This window comes from Marinomonas sp. 63XJN7_9_ISO-PGPR-S23-217 (assembly GCF_056173515.1).
In genome coordinates, this window is record NZ_CM149678.1 from 501,796 (window position 1) to 518,836 (window position 17,041).

The 17,041-nt window shown below is 44.5% G+C and carries 19 protein-coding genes; 15 read left to right on the forward strand and 4 right to left on the reverse strand.

The features are described from left to right. The first annotated feature begins 261 nt into the window (after positions 1 to 261). From AC0VYI_RS02215 to AC0VYI_RS02225, 3 genes are all read left to right on the forward strand, one after another. A complete protein-coding gene (locus AC0VYI_RS02215; protein ID WP_475447049.1) occupies positions 262 to 1,242 on the forward strand; it encodes a helix-turn-helix domain-containing protein in 981 nt (326 codons plus the stop codon). Between the two features lie 148 nt (positions 1,243 to 1,390). Then, on the forward strand, positions 1,391 to 2,608 hold the full coding sequence (zigA, locus tag AC0VYI_RS02220) for a zinc metallochaperone GTPase ZigA (protein ID WP_475447050.1): 1,218 nt from the start codon (positions 1,391 to 1,393) through the stop codon (positions 2,606 to 2,608). A gap of 182 nt (positions 2,609 to 2,790) precedes the next feature. Continuing rightward, positions 2,791 to 3,291 carry an N-acetyltransferase family protein gene (locus AC0VYI_RS02225; RefSeq protein ID WP_475447052.1) on the forward strand — a complete coding sequence of 167 codons (501 nt, stop codon included), beginning with the start codon at positions 2,791 to 2,793 and terminating at the stop codon, positions 3,289 to 3,291. A 49-nt stretch (positions 3,292 to 3,340) separates the two neighbouring features. Here the strand turns inward: AC0VYI_RS02225 and AC0VYI_RS02230 are convergent, their stop codons facing one another. Then, positions 3,341 to 4,300 (reverse strand): DMT family transporter, encoded by a 960-nt coding sequence (locus AC0VYI_RS02230; RefSeq protein ID WP_475447054.1) that lies wholly within the window; start codon positions 4,298 to 4,300, stop codon positions 3,341 to 3,343. Positions 4,301 to 4,654: 354 nt separating this feature from the next. Between AC0VYI_RS02230 and AC0VYI_RS02235 the strand changes: the two genes are divergently transcribed. Further along, positions 4,655 to 5,998 (forward strand): ATP-binding cassette domain-containing protein, encoded by a 1,344-nt coding sequence (locus AC0VYI_RS02235; RefSeq protein ID WP_475447056.1) that lies wholly within the window; start codon positions 4,655 to 4,657, stop codon positions 5,996 to 5,998. A 60-nt stretch (positions 5,999 to 6,058) separates the two neighbouring features. On the opposite strand, the gene AC0VYI_RS02240 is transcribed toward AC0VYI_RS02235, so the two are convergent. Then, entirely contained in the window at positions 6,059 to 6,658 is a 600-nt protein-coding gene (locus tag AC0VYI_RS02240) for a LysE family translocator (RefSeq protein WP_475447058.1), read from the reverse strand. A 181-nt stretch (positions 6,659 to 6,839) separates the two neighbouring features. Between AC0VYI_RS02240 and AC0VYI_RS02245 the strand changes: the two genes are divergently transcribed. From AC0VYI_RS02245 to AC0VYI_RS02275, 7 genes are all read left to right on the forward strand, one after another. Further along, positions 6,840 to 7,298, forward strand: a complete 459-nt coding sequence (locus tag AC0VYI_RS02245; protein WP_475447060.1) for a GntR family transcriptional regulator — start codon at positions 6,840 to 6,842, stop codon at positions 7,296 to 7,298. Further along, a complete protein-coding gene (locus tag AC0VYI_RS02250) occupies positions 7,299 to 8,222 on the forward strand; it encodes an aminotransferase-like domain-containing protein (RefSeq protein ID WP_475447062.1) in 924 nt (307 codons plus the stop codon). A gap of 121 nt (positions 8,223 to 8,343) precedes the next feature. Further along, positions 8,344 to 8,688: a darcynin family protein gene (locus AC0VYI_RS02255; RefSeq protein ID WP_199476682.1), complete on the forward strand. Its 345-nt coding sequence runs from the start codon at positions 8,344 to 8,346 to the stop codon at positions 8,686 to 8,688. Between the two features lie 48 nt (positions 8,689 to 8,736). Next, positions 8,737 to 9,576 (forward strand): arylamine N-acetyltransferase family protein, encoded by an 840-nt coding sequence (locus AC0VYI_RS02260; protein WP_475447063.1) that lies wholly within the window; start codon positions 8,737 to 8,739, stop codon positions 9,574 to 9,576. 2 nt (positions 9,577 to 9,578) lie between these two features. Beyond that, entirely contained in the window at positions 9,579 to 10,511 is a 933-nt protein-coding gene (locus AC0VYI_RS02265; RefSeq protein ID WP_475447064.1) for a DMT family transporter, read from the forward strand. Positions 10,512 to 10,539: 28 nt separating this feature from the next. Beyond that, positions 10,540 to 11,133: a Crp/Fnr family transcriptional regulator gene (locus tag AC0VYI_RS02270; RefSeq protein WP_475430701.1), complete on the forward strand. Its 594-nt coding sequence runs from the start codon at positions 10,540 to 10,542 to the stop codon at positions 11,131 to 11,133. A gap of 161 nt (positions 11,134 to 11,294) precedes the next feature. Further along, positions 11,295 to 11,942: a LysE family translocator gene (locus tag AC0VYI_RS02275; RefSeq protein ID WP_475447065.1), complete on the forward strand. Its 648-nt coding sequence runs from the start codon at positions 11,295 to 11,297 to the stop codon at positions 11,940 to 11,942. On the opposite strand, the gene AC0VYI_RS02280 is transcribed toward AC0VYI_RS02275, so the two are convergent. Next, a complete protein-coding gene (locus AC0VYI_RS02280) occupies positions 11,939 to 13,201 on the reverse strand; it encodes a LysR family transcriptional regulator (RefSeq protein WP_475447067.1) in 1,263 nt (420 codons plus the stop codon). The genes AC0VYI_RS02275 and AC0VYI_RS02280 overlap by 4 nt on opposite strands. Before the next feature lie 438 nt (positions 13,202 to 13,639). On the opposite strand from AC0VYI_RS02280, the gene ligA reads away from it, so the two are divergent. Genes ligA through AC0VYI_RS02300 form a run of 4 tightly spaced genes read left to right on the forward strand, consistent with a single transcriptional unit; the run spans position 13,640 to position 16,134 of the window. Further along, entirely contained in the window at positions 13,640 to 14,065 is a 426-nt protein-coding gene (ligA, locus tag AC0VYI_RS02285) for a protocatechuate 4,5-dioxygenase subunit alpha (RefSeq protein ID WP_475430704.1), read from the forward strand. Next, positions 14,053 to 14,922: a class III extradiol dioxygenase subunit beta gene (locus tag AC0VYI_RS02290; RefSeq protein WP_475447069.1), complete on the forward strand. Its 870-nt coding sequence runs from the start codon at positions 14,053 to 14,055 to the stop codon at positions 14,920 to 14,922. The genes ligA and AC0VYI_RS02290 overlap by 13 nt, the downstream gene beginning before the upstream one ends. Next, positions 14,919 to 15,632, forward strand: coding sequence for an alpha/beta fold hydrolase (locus AC0VYI_RS02295; protein WP_475447071.1), 714 nt, complete (start codon positions 14,919 to 14,921; stop codon positions 15,630 to 15,632). The genes AC0VYI_RS02290 and AC0VYI_RS02295 overlap by 4 nt, the downstream gene beginning before the upstream one ends. Before the next feature lie 7 nt (positions 15,633 to 15,639). Continuing rightward, the gene (locus AC0VYI_RS02300; RefSeq protein ID WP_475447073.1) at positions 15,640 to 16,134 is read left to right on the forward strand and encodes a nuclear transport factor 2 family protein; all 495 of its coding nucleotides are present in this window, start codon (positions 15,640 to 15,642) and stop codon (positions 16,132 to 16,134) included. Positions 16,135 to 16,241: 107 nt separating this feature from the next. Here AC0VYI_RS02300 and AC0VYI_RS02305 read toward each other — a convergent pair whose 3' ends face one another. Further along, positions 16,242 to 16,901 (reverse strand): DsbA family oxidoreductase, encoded by a 660-nt coding sequence (locus tag AC0VYI_RS02305; protein WP_475447074.1) that lies wholly within the window; start codon positions 16,899 to 16,901, stop codon positions 16,242 to 16,244. Between the last annotated feature and the right edge of the window lie 140 nt (positions 16,902 to 17,041).

Sequence of the window (17,041 nt, forward strand, 5' to 3'; positions counted from 1 at the left end):
CAAACTCAGTTTGTAAAGATCCTGTTCCACTTGAGGGGGAGTTGCTCCCACTCACACAAAGTTCCGTTTACTTGAATACATGACTTATGCGACTAAAAAGCCTTTTGATCGGCATAAGTTTTGCTGGTTACACAATAATAATTATGTTCGTCATTCTGTTAACGAATAATGGCAAAATTATGAATATCTAATAATTTCAGTAGGTTATGGTTTTAAAGAGCCCTTTTGGCAAGATAAATAACCATGCTACAGGAAGAGTATATGCTGTTTGAATCCACTTTTGCACCGAATAAGGGCGTTCCGCTTCATGTATCCGACGCATATGATGCCGACCTGCATGCCAGCAACCTCACCAATTGGCAACAAGAATACGACCAAATTAGTCGAGGGCGTTTCTATGGGCGCATTATTGAGCTGCCGTTAAGCGGTCTACAAGTTTTTCGCGAACATACCAGTCAGGCATTACAGCAAAAATGTGTGGTCTGGCCGGATTCCATTTGGTTGGGAATTCCCTTAGTGGGTCAAGAGGAAAGCCGCATTAACGGTTTGACGATTCGGCCAGACACCATTATGTGTCGACCTGGTGATTGTGAGTTTCAGCTAACGACGCCTCAGAATTACGACCTCTATGGGTTAGTAGTGGATCGTGAGTCTTTGGTAAACATGGCAAATATTCATGGAGTTGATCTGAATTGGCGAGAATTGACCGCCTACGGACGCCTTGGCGTCCCCAATAAAACCTTGGCCGATGTGCGTTTTTTGCTGGCTCGCTTATTATCTACTCACAATACCGCGACCCCGCCGCGTTTGCAGCACGACATTATCATGATGGCCTTGCTTGAAGTGCTGAAGCTGGAAACGCCTAAGCCCGCGAAAACGCAAAGTTATTTCCATCGAAAACGAGTGGTTGATGTGGCGCGTCAATTTTTAGATAACCATTTGGACGAGCCTGTTACCATCACGCAACTGTGTGAAGTCTGCAGCGTGAGCCGCCGAACCTTACAGTACAGTTTTGAAAGTATTCTAGGTGTGAGTCCAATTCAATATTTACGTGCTAGTCGGCTTAATGGTGTACGCCGTTCATTACTTCATGCAACAAGCGGACAAACCGTCAGTGATATTGCCACCCAATGGGGCTTTTGGCACCTAAGTCAATTCGCCAAAGATTACAAACAATTGTTTGGCGAGCCGCCTTCTAAAACTCTCTCTTGCCATGTAGCTGGAGGAGCCGAGGTTTTCTAATTTTGATGTTGTTAGGTCACTTCCATCGAGCATGGGATTTGTCACAAGTATATTTGTTATGTTATAACATAATTATCTTGGCGTATTGAATTCCATCAAATCGTTAATCTTAGATCTATCAATCACTTTTCTTCATGTAGGGCATTATATGAATGAACATCCAATGAGTCGCTTTACGAATAAAAAACTGCCAGTCACTGTGCTGTCTGGTTTTCTTGGTGCAGGTAAAACCACCTTACTCAACCATATTTTAACCAATCGCGAAGGTCGACGGGTTGCCGTGATTGTGAATGACATGAGTGAGATCAATATTGATGCTGCGTTGATTCGAGAAGGAGGAGCAGAGCTTTCTCGTACCGATGAAAAAATGGTTGAAATGAGCAATGGCTGCATCTGCTGTACGTTAAGGGAAGACTTGCTTATTGAGGTAGAGCGACTTGCCAAGGAAGGAAAATTTAATCAGCTGGTGATTGAATCAACCGGTATTTCAGAGCCGTTACCCGTTGCGGAAACCTTTACTTTTGAAGGGGAAGATGGCCGTTGTCTGAATGAGGTGGCACAACTGGATACCATGGTGACCGTGGTAGACGCGTTTAATTTTCTTCGTGATTATAGCTCACAAGATGATTTACAGACTCGTGGGGAATCGTTAGGAGAGGAAGACGACCGAACGGTCGTTGATCTACTCATTGAACAAATCGAGTTTTGCGATGTGATGGTCATTAATAAAGTTGATTTGGTGAGCGAAGAAGATCGAGACCGACTGATAGCGATTCTACGTAGCTTGAATCCAAGGGCGAAAATTGAAATTGCTCAGTTTGGTAAGGTGCCATTAGACCGTGTTTTAAATACAGGACTGTTTGATTTTGAGCAGGCCTCTTTAGCGCCCGCTTGGCTGCAAGAAATTCGTGGTACCCATGTACCAGAAACCGAAGAATATGGCATTAGTAGCTTTGTTTACAGCGCACGTAGGCCATTCCATCCAAGCCGTTTTTATCACCTTGTTAACCAAGATTGGCCGGGAGTCGTGCGTTCAAAAGGGTATTTTTGGTTAGCATCAGATCCAACCAAAGCGGGGTCTTGGTCGCAAGCGGGGGCCGCTGCACGACACGGCCCTGCGGGATATTGGTGGGTCTCTGTGCCAAAAGATCGCTGGCCACAGGATGAAGAGTCAGTTGCTTGGATCCATGAAAAATGGCATGACGAGGTGGGTGATGCCCGTCAGGAGTTGGTTTTAATCGGCATGGATATGGATGAAGATGCCTTGCGAGCCAACTTGGACGCTTGCTTGCTAACCGATGAAGAAATGGCACAAGGGCCAAAAGTATGGATGGGTTGGGAAAACCCTTTTTCAGAATGGGATTAAGCCTATGGAGCGCCTTATTTTTATAAGGCGTTCTTTTCTAAGGAATAGAAAATACCAATGATATGCTTCCGATGTCACATTTGGCGAACTTACAGCAGATCAAATTGTTTACTACAACAATGTAAAGCGTGGTAAAACAAGAGAATCGCTTCAGCCTAAGAGTATTGTCATTGGAGAGCAAAATGAGTGTGCAAATTCGCCCCGCTGTTATTGAGGATTTAGCGGCCTTAACCGATCTTTATAATCACTACATTGTAAATACCCCTACGACCTTTGATATAGAACCATACACATTGGAAAGCAGAGCCGTTTGGTTTTCGCAGTTTGACACAACGGGTCGATACCGATTACTGGTCGTGGAGCAGGACGATGAAGTGATTGGCTACGCTTGCAGTAGCCGATTCAAACCCAAACGCGCCTATGAAACGTCTGTGGAAGTGAGTATTTATCTCGATCCCAATACCAAAGGTCGAGGGTTGGGAACCGCGTTATACCTTGAATTATTTGAGTTGTTGGAAACAGAAGACGTGCATCGTGCGTACGCTGGCATCACCTTACCGAATGAAGCATCACAAATTATCCATGAAAAATTTGGTTTTGAATCCGTTGGCGTTTACCGGGAAGTAGGGCGAAAGTTTGGCCAATACTGGGATGTGGAGTGGTTTGAGAAAACGATAGGTTGAGCTGGTAGAAAGCCTAGCCTTTTCGTGTCAGTTAGGCAAAGGTCTCTAGTTATTTGCTTGAATGGGGAGATGCAACATGTGTTGTTCTTTTGCGCAGTAAAAACTTGTCACCGGTCTCTGCCAAAATCACGCCTGTTAGAATGCTGAGCGCACCAATAGCACCTGATAGACCAAGCTTTTCACCCAGAATCAGCCAAGCTGTTAGGTAAGCAAATATGGGCTCTAGAGTGAATACTAAAGCGACTTTATAATCAGGTAATAATTTCTGACAGGCTGATTGTGCCCAGTAGGCGTAAGCTGTCCCAAGTAGGCTTGCTATCAAAATAGTGGCTAAAACGATGGGAGAAAAAATGCATTCTTGCCAACTAAGTGGTGGATTCCCAGCTAAGTAAAACGCAGGGTTGGGGGAAACAAACGCGCTAATGGCACTGTAAACCCCCACCGCGAACAATTGAATGATAGTAAGTGGGATGACCGGCAGAGAGACGACAAAGCGTCCCGTTAAAAGCATATGAACGGCAAACGCAAATGCACAGATTAGGACGATATAGTCCCCTTTATTAAACGCTAATTTGTCCCCGACTGTGAGTAAATAGAGACCTATCGTTGCCAGTACAATCCCTAACCAAACAAAGCGATTCGCGCGAGTTTTAAAGAGTAAAAAGCCTAATATGGGCACTAATGGTGTCGCTAAGCTGGTGATAAAACCAGCATTCGATACGCTGGTGTATTTGAGCCCTTCTGTTTGTGTATAAAAAGCAATAAATAGCACAAAACCAAGCGTGGCTCCTTTGCCAAGTAAAGGGCGTATTTGTGCTTTTAAGACTTTCTCTTTTGAGAGTAAAAGCAAAGGGATAAGTGATAAGCCTGCTAATGTAAAACGTACTGCATTAAAGGTATTAACCGGAATAACCTTCATTGCTAAATCAATTAAAGTGAATTCAGACCCCCATACGAAGGTCACAAATATAAGTGTGGCCAGCGCTGTTCGTGGGGTTTTGATGACCATAACTACCTCATGTTTCCTATCGGCTTATCAGTGTCTATGCGAATTTTCCCTAGTGAAAAACGAGGAATTATTTCAGGTGCACGCCTATCATAGGGGGTAGCATACGATAGTTCCTTCTAGAACAATATACCTATTATTGGTAAGGCTTCCATCGTTAGGGCCTCGAAACATAATGACAGTCAAGGTAGGGTTTTATCCTTTCAAAAAGGAGGGAGGTGGCGTCTAGATTATTCGTGCCTTTTTAGTATATGCTCAGGTCACATGCCATATTGAACGGAAGCGAATGACGATGTAGATCGATTCTTAAAATATTTTTAAATGTTATGAAATTAAAAAATTTTTTAAGGGTTTACTATGTCTAAAATTTTTCACTTAAGGCGAGTGGCGTCGCTGTATTTTAATCAATTTTCTGTTTTTACCTTTCTTTCTATTCTAGTGCACCAATCATTCATTGCGCTATCCGTCTATGCGTCTATAAAATTAATCCGCTCTATTAATGGATTTAAGATAGATGAGAATAATTTCAATTTTTGGTTAGTGGTCTATGTGGTATCAATGGTTCTTCCTCATGTTGCCGCTAGTTTATCCGATGTCTTTAATCAAAAATGGATTTGTGGCGTATTCAAGGTGTTTTGGCTCTCTTCTGTTGATCGATACAAAGCATCCACATCGCCCTTTATAAAAGGTGAACCACTTGGAGTGTTAAGCTCTCAAGGAAAAGAAATTATTTCTGACTTTATAGGTTATATTTCTTTTGGAACATCTGCTTTTCTGAATTTCTTTCTGAGCCTGATCGTTATATCGGTCTTTATTGACGCTCGTTTTATAATCAGTATCGCGATCAGCGCGGTGCTTGTTGTTTTGATCAAGTACCTTGTTTCAAGAAAGCTTGAAGCATTCGCTTTGAGGGTATCCGAGTCTGGTTCAGGGCTTGTGTCTTTACTGTCGTTGACTCATGACAACACACATCATGGATCGCGGGTGAGTTACGCCTATTTTATTAAAAAACTAAAGAATAAAATTGATGTTTATCTGGCGAGCAGAGTAAAAGAAGAAGTCTTTCAATCTTCTGTGATGCTCATTATTGCTTTTGCCTCATTGATGCCAACGACCTTATTGGTTTTGTATATTTTGCTGAAAACAGGGGTTGGTGTTGGTATAAAATTAGCGATTGTTATTAATCTGACAAGAATCTATCAACTGCTCAATTCTGCAACAGAGATAGTGTCGATTGTTATTTCGTTTTCTTCTTTCAAAGGTCGATTAAAAATACTCTCTTGCTTTGCTAAAGAGATTGAAAAGCCTGCTTTTAGCTTTAATGACAATTTGCGTCTATATAAAGGTGAGAAGCTTTTTGACCACAATGAGCTTACCCCTAAAGAGTCGGGGCGATTCTCTCTAAAAGGGAAAAACGGCTCGGGTAAATCCACTTTCTTGAAAGCGTTTCGCGATAAGTACGATGCTATTTATTTCAATCCTTCTTTTAAGGTCATGTACCCTTGGGAAGAGACATCGTCTTCAAGTTTGTCCGATGGGCAATACTCTAAGAAATGCATCTTATGGTTGTTATCCCATACGAAGGGTCCATTACTGCTGGATGAATGGGATGCTTTCCTTGATCAGGAAAACACCAAAACGGTCAATGCAGAAATCGAGAAAGCTGCAAAATCGAGACTAGTTATGGAAGTAAGACAGTAAAACTTTTTCGCTAGGAGAATTGATACCCTGAGGAGCAAGTATCAATTCTCGTTGTTTTTACTAAGCCTCAAACAAAAGCGGCACAATTGTCGCGATGGTGAGAAAGCTGAGCCCATAGTTAAACAGGCGAATTTTGCTGGGGGTATTGAATAAGCGGTTAGCGGCTTTGCCCATGCCAACCCAGCAGAAATTGGCGATCAATCCGCAGCCAGTAAAGGCCATGATGATCCATAACACCGATAGCCAATAGTCTGATACCAAAGAGTAGGTAGCGACTAAAGACAAGCTGGCAGCCCATGCTTTGACATTGACCATTTGAAAGAGCGCCGCTTGTCGCCAATGAATAGGTTGATGAGCGCTTCCTTGCTGCAACACACTGTTTTTAAAGACTAGTTTTAAGGCTAAATAGCTCATATAGACAATGCCAATATATTTCAGCCCGTCATGGAGGATGGGGTAACGTTCAATTAATGCCCCAATGCCGATGGCGCTTAACAACAGCAGACCAATAATCCCGAGACGAATACCCGCCACATGGCCAAGGGTTCGACAAAAGCCAAATTGGGAGCCAGAACTGGCAAGCAGAAAGTTATTGGGGCCTGGTGTGACGGCCGCAACGAAGCTGAAGAGACACAGCGAAGGCAACAAACTCCATAACATAATGAATCCTTATCGTTTAGTGGTTTTATAGATGAGCGCTCTTATGTGCGAGTCGTCATACAATAGCCATTCTAAACAGAGGCTTATTCCTTTTAGTAAGACTTAAGTGTCACCATGACATTTAAATGATTTACCTATCTCCCATCCTTGAATATGCTGGTTATTTTAACAAAGTGTCTCTATGACAAAGGTGACAATGTTTGTTCCAGATATAGTCGGTCGAGTTGGGCCTAAGTACAAAGTGCTTGCTGATGTGTTTGAAGAAGCGGTGATTCGTGGGGAACTCAAGCCAAATACCAAGCTGCCATCGCAACGAATTTTGTCTTATCAGCTGGGTGTAACCGTAGGAACGATTACGCGCGCTTATCAAGAATTGGAACGACGCGGTGTAACGGTTCCTGTTGTTGATAGTGGTACTTATGTCAAAGATAAGATGAAGACTCAAGAGGAGTATTATCACCCCATCGCCAGCCGAGGGGGGATGGATTTGTGTTTGTGCCGACCTTTGATTTTGGGACAGCAAAAACGCTTGAGCGAGTCGTTAGAAGCTTTAGTTAGTGAACCTAATGCTCAACGGGCGGTGTTGGATTATTTTATCTCAGATGGTTTGCAAGGTCATAGTACAACATTGCAAACCTAGTTGAACGAGCGCTGGCAATGGGATCTGGATGCATCACGGTTGCTATGGACCTATGGTGGGCAACATGCGTTAAGTGTGGTGCTACAAGCCTTGACGCGAAGCGGTGACAGTATTTTATTGGAAGGTTTATGTTACGGCGAGTTAATTAACACCTGTGCCCAACAGGAGCGTAAAGCGATCCCCGTTGCGATGGATGAAGAGGGCTTGATTCCCGATGATTTATCTCTGCAGTGTCAACGGCACCGTCCTCGACTTTTGTACCTCACCCCTTCTATTCAAAACCCAACAGGTGTCAGGTTAAGTGATTCGAGGCGGTTAAAAATTATTGAAATTTGCCGCCGTTTTGATGTGTTGATTATCGAAGACGATGTGATGTACTGCCAGCCTGATGAACGCTGCTCTCCTTTGGTTAGCATCGCACCGGATATCACCTTGTATATTGGCAGTTTTTCTAAGTACTTTGCTGGCGGTGTTCGAGTGGGGTATATGGTGCTGCCGAGTACTTTGCAACCTGCGATGAAGCAGGCGCTGCGAACCTCTTGTATGCATGTTAGTCCACTCTTATTGGATTTAGTCTGTCGTTGGTTGAGCAATGGGGCAATGGAACAAGTGGAAGAGGAGATCTCCCGTGAACTGAAGGCGCGTTATCGGATTTTTTATAAAATGTTTCCTACTCATAAAAGGTTGGCTGTCTCAGGGTTTAATGTTTGGCTCTATTTACCAGAAAACTGTGATAGTCGGGCCTTCAAAAATGAGCTGGCTGAGACGGGCGTGTTTGTCCGAGATGCGTATTTTTTCCGAGTAGGCTCTTACCCAGTGCCGAATGCGATTCGACTGTCTTTAACTGGGCCTGTTTCTCGCGATGAATTGAAAACAGGCTTGCAGTTTATTAAAGATAAAATCGCGGCTTGGCGTCGCTCGTGACAGTGTGTAAAGGTCTCTTAGGATAAAAAAGTTGAATTTCTTAACCTAGGTTAATTTCTTGGCGGCGGGGGTTCGATAGTGTTAACACACTAACAATGAATGATTCTTAAGGGAAAAGACCATGCCAAGAAAATACACCTTTTTTGTTCATATGAATGCCACCGCTGCGTGGCTGTCTTTGAGCCGTGAAGAGCGGAACCGTTATTTTACTGAAACAATAGGGGATATTTTTGCCCGTTACCCAGATGTGTCTGTCCGCTTGTATGACTGCGAAGCCTTTACCACTCGATGCAGTGATATAGCAGTCTATGAAACCGAGAATTTACAACACTATTATTTCTTAATCGAAGCCCTAAGAGACAGTCAAATTTTTACTGTGCCGTATTTTGAGGTGGTGGATATTTTTCCCGCTCTAGAAAATGGCTTTGAAGAATACGAAGCAAGCCAGTTATCAAACATTAAATAGCGACCTTGGCACGATTAACAACAAGACGAATCATTAAGGAGAAAGGGGATGTCACTTCCTTTAGCGTTAAATCAATATCTAGTCCGTCTTGATCTGACGGTGCCAGACTCGCTCAGTCTGGATTTTGTTTGCGAGCTACAGCGTCGACATGTGGCGGAGTTTAGTTTTAATAACTTGGCGGTTGTATTAGGGGGCGATATTTCTCTGGATTTGGACGACGTCAGCAAAAAAATTGTCACTCGCGGTTTGGGCGGTTATTGCTTTGAGCATAACAAACTGACGTTTGAGCTATTAAAAGCGTTAGGTTATGACGTGCAACTGAAGTTAGCCCGTGTCCTTAATAATAATCTAGAAAGGGCGGCGGGAAGAACCCATCGGGTCACCTTGTTAACGCTAAACAATGAGATGTATTTGATCGACACTGGTTTTGGTGGCAATGGCCCTCTGTCGCCACTGAGTTTAAGCACTCAACAAGAACAGCAGTCTGGCTTTGAGCATTACCGAATGCTTCCTCTTGAAGGGAGTGAATGGGATTTACAAATCGTCAAAGACGGTGACTATTTCACATTGTATCGTTTTGATTTTGCTCACTATTCTGAAGCGGATTGCACGGTAGGGCATTTTTATTCCCATCGACACCCTAACGCAGTGTTTGTGAATAACTTAATGGTCACGAATAAAGCGCTGGATAAAACCCGTTCGCTACTCAACTCGACGTTCAATATTAAGACCGAATCGGGCGAACAGAGTCGTAAGGTGGATTCACCGCGTGTATTGCAAAGCATTTTAGCAGAACATTTTCAGATCAAACTTGAGCTGGTTGTCGCGGAACATCTGTTTGAGCGCTTTGTTCAGTCTGAGTTGGATGATAGCCAGACAAGGAGCTAAGGATGAAAGCCTTGTTACTGCTTTTGCTGTGGGCATGGCTGATGGCATCGTCGTTTATTGTGTCTGGTCATATGGTGCAGTATGCCAGTCCGTTAGCGACCTCTGCTGTTCGCTTTCTCTTATCTTTACTGATGATGCTGCCAGCTTTGATGGTCAGTTGGCATCGGTCAGGACTCAATATCCTTGATCAGTTCCGTGCTTTGTTTCAGTCAAAAAGACGTTTACTCCATTACCTGATGATCAGTGGTGCGCTGGTTGGCTTCTTTGTTGGGTTGTTTACCTCGTTGGAGTTGACCACGCCTTTGCATACCTCTGTGCTTTATACCCTGATTCCATTAATGGGCGTATTGATTGCTTTTGTCTGGCTAAGAGAACTGCCTTCTTGGTGGCGAGTACTGGGCTTTGTCTTAGGGTCAATGGGGGCGATGATTGTGCTGCTTGCCACTCATTCATCGGGGGCGTTTGGCTGGAATAAAGGCGACAGTCTTTTCCTTGGTGCGTGTTTGTTATTGGCCTTTCATGTGGTTTCGGTACAAAAATGGGGACGCACCTTGGGAGCACTGCCTGGCGCCTTTATGATTATGTTATTTGGCAGTGTGTGGTTATTGCCCATTGCCTTGATATGGGGAAATATTGAGCAAGTGCAGTGGCTATCGTTTGGTTTTTGGTCCACTATTTTGTACCTTACTATTTTTACTACCTTACTGACCTTTGTGCTACAGCAGCGCTTGGTGACAACAGTTGGCGCAAGTCGATTGTTGGCGTTCTCTTATACGGTGCCGATTTGGGTGGCGGTTTATACCGCGTTTTCTCAAGCAAGATGGTCAGATTTATTCGATTTTGGCTTTGTAACGGGTGTGTTTATTGTTTTGTTGGCCTTGGTATTGATTCGTGACAACAGAGGCGTTGGCGTTATCACAGCAAAACAGGTGTAAGCCGAGTCATCATGTTTGGAGAACAGTTATGGATCAAGCAGTACTAGAAGCAAGTTTTCGCGCTTACTTTCTTGGTTTGGGTCATGATATTGATTGGCAGTATTTGTCCTTATCCATGACGCTGCATCCGGTGCGAAAGGGGGACTATCTTTTTCATCAAGGTGAGCTAGCGAATCGGTTGTATTTTTTGCATTCTGGTTTGGTGCGTTATGTTGGGGTATCTGACGCTGGCAAAGAGTTTACTCAAACCTTTGTAAAAGGGCCGAGGGTCATCGGTTCGACACGTGCCATGGTGACAGGTATGCCAGTACTCTTTGGTATTCAAGCGCTCAGCGATACCATGGTGATTTCTTATCCGTGGGCAGAGTTTTTCCAACAAATGTCACAAGATAAAGGCTTTCTAGCATCTTATATGGCGTTTTTAGAGCAGATTTTTATTGCCAAAGAAGAGCGCGAAAGTGCGTTTGTGAAGCACTCCGCTGAGCGTCGCTATCTGGACTTTTGTGCCGACTACCCTGAGCTGAAAGAGCAAGTACCTTTGCAGTATATCGCCTCTTATATAGGCATTACGCCAATAGCGTTGAGTCGAATCAGACAAAAATTAAAACTGAGCAATGGGTAATGCAGCAACGGCTTTAAATAATAAAACAGGGTGTGGCTATTCTTGCTAAGAAAACCTTGTTTTATGTGTTTAGAAATGCAAATGTCTCTTAAATTCAGGAAAAATATAGCAGAATAAGGGGACGTAAGCACTATGATGAATGATTTGCAGCGGAACGTTAAATGACGTCTGTCGCACCTTTCGCCAGTTTATTTATCACCTGTTTGGTACTGATTGCTGTTCCTGGCCCAAGTATTCTGTTTTTGTTGGGCCAAGCTATGGCCGTTGGGAAAAGAGCGGCTTTATTGTCAGTGGTCGGTAACGCCATAGGGACTTTTTCTGTTGCGATCCTGATGTCTATTGGTCTTGGCTATCTTTTAGCTTCATCAGGGCTGTTTAAGATGTTGCTGCCAATGGTGGGCGCTAGCGTTTTAATACTGATTGGTGTCCAGTATTTATCCTTCAATAATAAGCAACCGTCTGAGAATACAGCCAATTTGACGGCACGCCAGGCGCATGCCTTTAAGAGTGGCGTGGTGGTAGGAGCAACGAATCCCAAAGCGTACATTATCTTCGGGACCATTGTTCCCAGTTTTGTGCCTGTTGATCTATTGGCCCCTTCTGTTTCTTTTTTGCTGATCTTGTCCATGGTTCCTATTTTGACTGGGTTGGTGGTCGATGCACTTTGGGTGCTAGCGGCGGCTAAAGCTAGGAGTTTGCTAAGAGACTCTACCGAAGCGATTAAATGGATGCATATGATCGGTGGTCTATTTATGATCCTCATGGCTCTCTGGCTTATTGTAGAATCCTTAGGTTATGTGAATAGCTAAGCATTGTGTTTTTGCCGCGTCTTGGCGTCGCTCGTGACATCGTGCAAAGGTCTCAGTTTATTTAGAATTGTTAATTTCAGCTCTTCAATAAAAGCTTTGATAATGTCGGATTGTCGTTCGCGGTGTAATGTTATGCCAATGGTGCACTCAGGTTTGGGGAGCGCTATGGCGAGTTGCTTGAGTCGGGGATTAAGCTGTTTTATGTTCCAGTCGTCATAAAACAGTAGGGCAATGGCGTCACTGTGAATGACGAGTTCTTCTGAAGAGGCAAAGGTCAGCATCTCTAATGCCTGAATGGGGGGCATATTATTGATATTACGGAATAAACTGTCGAAATAGTCTCGAATAGGGGTACCGTGGCGTGCCACAATCCAGCGTTCATTGGTCAGATCATTGAGTGTTTTAGCCTTCTTGTGTATAGGGTGGTCGGAACGAGCGATTAAGGCGTATTGGGCGTTTAATAAAGGCAGTTCGACGAGCTCTGGATGAATCGGACCTTTTCTCATGAGCCCTAGAAAGCAATCTATTTCGCCTTGTCGTAAAGCATTGGCCAACATGTGATAGGGGCCTTGCATGGCTTGTAGGCGGATACCTGCGTGTTGTTTCAAGATTGAGGCAAAGGCAATGGGCACAATATCTTGGCAGGAAAAGGACAGCATGCCGACGGACAATCTCCCCGTTAATGCATGGGGCAGCGATTGCAGTCGATGAAGAAGAGACTGAGCGACCGGTGATATTCTCAGATAGAGCGAAGCAAGTTGCTTGGCGGCCGCTTGTGTCATCAAACCACGGCGGGCTCTTGAGAAAACTGGCTGCTGTACCATGTTTTCGATTTCCTTTAGGGTCTTACTGACGGCGGGTTGTGTGATGCCAAGTGTTTGCGCCGCCACAGAAGCACTGCCTACTTTTACGACCGCTTCAATGATCATCAGATGCCGCCACTCCACATAGTGCGTTAACTTAAGTGGACAGCTTACATGGTTTTGTAGTTGGCGTTCTGTCTCTGAAATTGCTTGTAACATATTATTACAGGTTGAGATCACGACTTCTCCTGCTGACGTCGGTTCCACGCCACTCCAGCCTCGCGTAAAGACCGTTACCTGCAAGGTTTGTTCTGCCTGGGAGAGCGCACGAGACACACTGGGTTGGCTAAGATTTAACGCCACACTGGCGTCTTTTTCCGTGCCCTTTTTCATGATTTCTGAAATGACACGACACTGTTTGAGCGTCAAAGGAAAGTGTGTATGGGCAATGTCCATCTTATGGTCCTGTCAAAAAATACCTTGTCGAAAAAGCGCCTTGTCATGTCCTGTGGTTACAACGGTATCATGATATAACCAAATTTTAAGCTGTATTATTAATTATGCATATGACGAACTGCTACTTTCTGTTTATCGTGAAAAAAGAAAGTTTTACTTAGTCAACTTGTGGTGCATTTGCATGACAAAACGAAAACCCCTCCCTAACCCTCCCCTTAAATAAGGGGAGGGAACTGGGCATACCTCAGTAAAAAAACTCCCTTTAAATAAGGGGGAACTGGGCATACCTCAGTAAAAAAACTCCCTTTAAATAAGGGGGGACTGGGCATGACTTAGTAAAAAACACCTCCCCCTTACTAAGGGGGAGGCTGGGAGGGGGTTATAGGGATTGCGCCACGGGTTCAGTAATATCTCTCATTGAGAGAAGGCAGGATGTGAATGAATAATCAACAAAAGCCCTACGATAATATCCCCGGTACGACTGTCTTTGACGGTGATATGGCCAGAATAGGCTTCCATCTGAATCAATTTTGTATGTCGTTAATGCAAGAGTCTAATCGTGTTGCGTTTAAGCAAAATGAGCGAGCATATCTTGACCAATGGCCCATGACGGAAGCGCAAAAAACCGCAGTACTTGAACGGAATTTTAGCCAGCTTATCGTTTTGGGTGGCAACATTTATTACCTTGTCAAAATCAGTTCGACGGATGGTTTGAGTGTGGCGGCAGCGGTTTCCACCATGACCGACTTATCTGTTGATGAATATATCGACATGATGCGTCGTGGTGGGCGCTCACCAGAGGGGAATCGTTTTACTGATCAGGGCGAGAATAAACCGTCTGAGGAGTCGTTATGGCAAAAATAACCTCTGGATTAGGGACATCCCATATCCCGTTATTAGGGTATCTGATGGACAAAGGGGAAAGTCACCTCGAAAAATGGGCCCCCATTTTTAAGGGGTATGAGTTCACTAAAAAGTGGATTCGTGAACAGAAACCCGATGTGGTCATTTTGGTTTATAACGACCATGCGACGACATTTGATATGAAACTCATCCCAACATTTGCTATTGGCTGCGGAGAAAGTTATCGCCCGGCGGATGAGGGCTATGGTGCGCGCCCAGTGCCCATTGTAAACGGGGCGCCCGAGCTGGCGTGGCATGTTGCCGAGTCCGTCATATTGCAAGGATTTGATTTAACGATTGTCAATGAGATGACCGTCGACCATGGTCTGACGGTCCCCTTGTCGATGGTGTTTGGTGAGGTAGAGGAGTGGCCCTGTCAAGTGATCCCTTTAGCGGTTAACACGGTGGTTTATCCCGCCCCAACGGGTGAGCGCTGTTTAGCGTTAGGCAAGGCCATTCGTGCCGCAGTAGAGCAATTCCCCGACGATCTGACGGTTCAGGTGTGGGGCACAGGTGGTATGAGTCACCAATTGGTGGGAGAGCGAGCAGGTTTGATTAATCGTGAGTGGGATCTTGCTTTTATGGACGATCTAAAGAGCGACTATGAGAAGCTGGCGAAAATTTCTCAAGTCGAATACATCCGCGAATCGGGCACTGAAGGGAGTGAAATGGTGATGTGGTTGATCATGCGTGGCGCACTGAATCATGAGGTGCAAGAGATTCATCGACATTATCATGTGCCAGTTTCCAATACAGCATTAGGTCATTTGATCTATGAAAATGCCAGCCAAGAGAGTGAGGAGGAGAAAGCATTATGACGTTATCCCCCACAAAGCCAACATTGGTTTGTTTATCTGGTTTATTGTGTGATCGACGGGTTTGGCAAAAGGTCGCGTCCTACTTAGAACCAGAGGCCGACGTGCATATTATGAGCTTCGCCGGCTTTGATGATCTGACAGAGATGGCTAGGCATGTATTGTCTACCATCAAGGGTGAGTTTGCTTTGGCAGGCCACTCTATGGGAGGGCGAGTGGCCTTGGAAATCTACCGCCTAGCGCCACAGAGAGTGACTTATCTGGCGCTGTTAAACACAGGTGTTCATCCGAAGTCGGACAAAGAAATACCTGGACGTATGCGGTTGATTGATGTGGCGAAACAGCAAGGTATGTCAGCCTTACCAACACAGTGGCTTGTTCCCATGATGTCTCCTAAAGGATTAAGCAATGAGCATTTAATGGCGGACTTGACGAAGATGGTGGAGTCTTATTCCGTTGAGCACTTTGAGAAACAAATCCATGCGCTGATCCATCGTCCTAATGCGGAAGAGATGCTTGCGCAGATCTCGGTGCCCACCTTGTTACTTTCCGGTACGCAAGATAACTGGAGTCCTGTGTCTCAACACCAAGCAATGCAAGAAAAAATAGTAGGTAGTGAGCTGGTTGTGATCGAGGAGGCTGGGCACATGGCCCCAGCGGAAGCTCCTGATGAGATTGCTCTGGCGCTGCAAACATGGCTGAAGAGAGCGTAGAACCCTTATGAATAATCAATCAATGGACAACTTATTAATTGAATGGCAATGCCAGAAGCTGGTTACTCGCTCGATTAATTTGCTCGATCAAGGGCGTTGGCAAGAGTTAGCAAACTGCTATACCGAAGAGGGTGAATTATATCGACCAAGTGCCCCCACCGTAAAAATCGCAGGGCGCGATGCGATTCTCGCTTCTTTTAATGCACGCCCTGCGAAAGAAACCTGCCATGCACTGACCAATATGGAAGCCAATATTATCAATGATCACTCGGTTATTGTGACATCGCGAGTGGTGCTCTTCTCTTCGGATAAAAAGTCTTCAGGTAAAAAGTCTTCGGATAAAAAAGTCGACGACATCGAAAGTATGGTACAGGCGAATGGCGATATCTTTATTGGTCGCTTTGTCGATGAGCTTAAAAAAATAAAGGGTGAGTGGTTAATCGCCAAGAGAAAGGGATCAATCGAACTGCATTACACCGGCTCTTCAGATAAAACAGGTTAACCTTATCAAGCTTCATCCATCAATGAATGGCCGTTACCGACACTCCACCACGCTTGCTGTTGATATCATTAGGAAGCATGGTGGGTGAAGACGATTAAGCGGCTTTGTTACTGCTGCGTTTTCTCTTTTTCAAGAATGTCTTCAATGGCCTGTTTAAAGTTCTCGGCGGGTTGGCCACCAGTAATGGCGTATTTATTATTAATGATAACGGTCGGCACAGAGGTAATGCCATGTTGTTGCCAAAAGGCTTCTTTTTGACGAACGTCGTCTGCGTATTGATCGTTCTCTAAAATGCCTTTTGCCGTAGCGGAATTTAGGCCGACTGCAGCGGCAAGTTTGGCAAGCACATCATAATCACTCACATCCAGATTGTTGGTAAAGTGCGCTTTAAACAGGGCCATTTTTAGCTCAGCTTGTTTGCCTTCGTGCTCCGCCCAATGTAATAGGCGGTGAGCGTCAAAGGAGTTTCTCATGCGACTTTCATCATTAAAATTAAAATCAAAGTCGACTTCTTCTCCTCGTGCTTTTATTTGCAAACGGTTTTGATCTGATTGCTCTTTGGTAATGCCATATTTCTCCGTGATATGTTCTTGAAAAGCTTGTCCTTCGGCTGGCATATCAGGGTTTAGCTCAAAAGGCTGGAACGTTATCTCGGCATCAACGGTGTCCTCCAGTTGCGCCAAGGCGTTGTTTAAATTCCCCAAACCGACTACGCACCAAGGGCACATGATATCGGAGATAAATTGAATATTGAGTGAGTCTTTCATGATCTGCTCGCTGTTAACAGAGTAAATGGTTAAGTGTATTGCATAGATTTATTGGGCTTGAGGGCGTAATAAAAAGCATGGCAGACAACAAAGTGGGAATATTGCTGTTAATTTGCACAATAAGTGTGATTTAATCTATT

Coding starts and splice junctions, on each gene's coding strand:
- AC0VYI_RS02245 (WP_475447060.1), top strand. CDS start 6,840: ATGACAAAGGTGACAATGTTTGTTCCAGATATAGTCGGTCGAGTTGGG.
- AC0VYI_RS02300 (WP_475447073.1), top strand. CDS start 15,640: ATGAATAATCAATCAATGGACAACTTATTAATTGAATGGCAATGCCAG.
- AC0VYI_RS02255 (WP_199476682.1), top strand. CDS start 8,344: ATGCCAAGAAAATACACCTTTTTTGTTCATATGAATGCCACCGCTGCG.
- AC0VYI_RS02235 (WP_475447056.1), top strand. CDS start 4,655: ATGTCTAAAATTTTTCACTTAAGGCGAGTGGCGTCGCTGTATTTTAAT.
- AC0VYI_RS02275 (WP_475447065.1), top strand. CDS start 11,295: ATGACGTCTGTCGCACCTTTCGCCAGTTTATTTATCACCTGTTTGGTA.
- AC0VYI_RS02230 (WP_475447054.1), bottom strand. CDS start 4,300: ATGGTCATCAAAACCCCACGAACAGCGCTGGCCACACTTATATTTGTG.
- AC0VYI_RS02280 (WP_475447067.1), bottom strand. CDS start 13,201: ATGGACATTGCCCATACACACTTTCCTTTGACGCTCAAACAGTGTCGT.
- AC0VYI_RS02290 (WP_475447069.1), top strand. CDS start 14,053: ATGGCAAAAATAACCTCTGGATTAGGGACATCCCATATCCCGTTATTA.
- AC0VYI_RS02240 (WP_475447058.1), bottom strand. CDS start 6,658: ATGTTATGGAGTTTGTTGCCTTCGCTGTGTCTCTTCAGCTTCGTTGCG.
- AC0VYI_RS02270 (WP_475430701.1), top strand. CDS start 10,540: ATGGATCAAGCAGTACTAGAAGCAAGTTTTCGCGCTTACTTTCTTGGT.
- AC0VYI_RS02215 (WP_475447049.1), top strand. CDS start 262: ATGCTGTTTGAATCCACTTTTGCACCGAATAAGGGCGTTCCGCTTCAT.
- ligA (WP_475430704.1), top strand. CDS start 13,640: ATGAATAATCAACAAAAGCCCTACGATAATATCCCCGGTACGACTGTC.
- AC0VYI_RS02225 (WP_475447052.1), top strand. CDS start 2,791: ATGAGTGTGCAAATTCGCCCCGCTGTTATTGAGGATTTAGCGGCCTTA.
- AC0VYI_RS02265 (WP_475447064.1), top strand. CDS start 9,579: ATGAAAGCCTTGTTACTGCTTTTGCTGTGGGCATGGCTGATGGCATCG.
- AC0VYI_RS02295 (WP_475447071.1), top strand. CDS start 14,919: ATGACGTTATCCCCCACAAAGCCAACATTGGTTTGTTTATCTGGTTTA.
- AC0VYI_RS02305 (WP_475447074.1), bottom strand. CDS start 16,901: ATGAAAGACTCACTCAATATTCAATTTATCTCCGATATCATGTGCCCT.
- zigA (WP_475447050.1), top strand. CDS start 1,391: ATGAATGAACATCCAATGAGTCGCTTTACGAATAAAAAACTGCCAGTC.
- AC0VYI_RS02260 (WP_475447063.1), top strand. CDS start 8,737: ATGTCACTTCCTTTAGCGTTAAATCAATATCTAGTCCGTCTTGATCTG.